The sequence below is a fragment of the Klebsiella sp. 28 genome (assembly GCF_018223905.1).
GTDB classification, from domain to species: domain Bacteria; phylum Pseudomonadota; class Gammaproteobacteria; order Enterobacterales; family Enterobacteriaceae; genus Klebsiella; species Klebsiella pneumoniae.
Genome location: NZ_JAGRQY010000310.1, coordinates 1 through 948, shown reverse-complemented (window position 1 = coordinate 948; position 948 = coordinate 1). Strand labels below are relative to the sequence as shown.

The window sequence follows — 948 nt, the reverse complement described above, 5'->3', positions numbered from 1 at the left end:
CGCCCTGAAAGCGGGCGCCCGGCGTAATGGCCTGGCCGAGCAGATCCACGCTGCCGCGCCATTCACGCTGCAATCCGGCCAGCACGCGCAAAATCGTCGATTTGCCGCAGCCCGAGGCGCCGATCAGGCTGAAGGTTTCCCCGGCGTCGACACGGAAACTGGCGGCGGAGACCGCCGTCTTCGCGCCGAATGTAACCTGTAAATCCTGAAGATTAACGATCGCCATGGGCTGTCTCCGTAAAGTCCTGGGTTCTGTCGAGGGTCGGCAGCATCTGGCCGTAGGTGTGGGCATTTGGCCGGCAGGTCCACAGGGTGCGGGTGTAAGGGTGCGTCGCGCTCGGCAGCGCCCGCGCCGGCATCTCGTCGACCTGTCTCCCCTGGTACATCACCAGCACGCGATCGCAATGCGCGGCTACCAGCGGTAGATCGTGGCTGATCAGTAACATGGCCATCTGCCGCTGCGCGCTCTGCTCCACCAGCAGCTCGAGGATCTGGTTGCGCAGGCGGGCGTCGAGGGCCGAGGTCGGCTCGTCGGCTATCAGCACCTTCGGGTTATTGAGCAGCGCGAGGGCGATCATCACCCGCTGTCCCATCCCGCCGGAGAGTTCGCCGGGATAGCGGCTGAGGACCGGCAGATCCAGACCGACGGCGGCGATGGCGTCTTTGACCGCCTCGGCGCGCGCGCGGCGGCTCAGACGCTGATGCAGGGTTAACGCCTCCTCCAGCTGCGTCTGAATGGACTGCACCGGATTCAGCGCATAGCGCGGGTCCTGCAGCACCATGGCGATATCGTTGCCGCGCAGCGCGCGCCAGCCGCGAGCGCTGAGGGTCAGCACATCGCGCCCCAGCACCTCCAGCCGTTCGGCGCTCACCACCCCGGGCTTGCGCACCAGGCCCATCAGCGCCCGGGCGGTCATCGATTTGCCGGAGCCGGATTCGCCCACCAGC

The 948-nt window shown here is 67.0% G+C and carries 2 protein-coding genes; both read right to left on the bottom strand.

Annotated elements, in window-relative coordinates:
- On the bottom strand, nt 1–226 hold a 226-nt coding region (locus tag KHQ28_RS28695), incomplete at its 3' end, for an ATP-binding cassette domain-containing protein (RefSeq protein ID WP_211777806.1).
- The coding region (locus tag KHQ28_RS28690; protein WP_211777805.1) for an ABC transporter ATP-binding protein at nt 213–948 on the bottom strand (736 nt) is incomplete at its 5' end. The genes KHQ28_RS28695 and KHQ28_RS28690, both read right to left, overlap by 14 nt.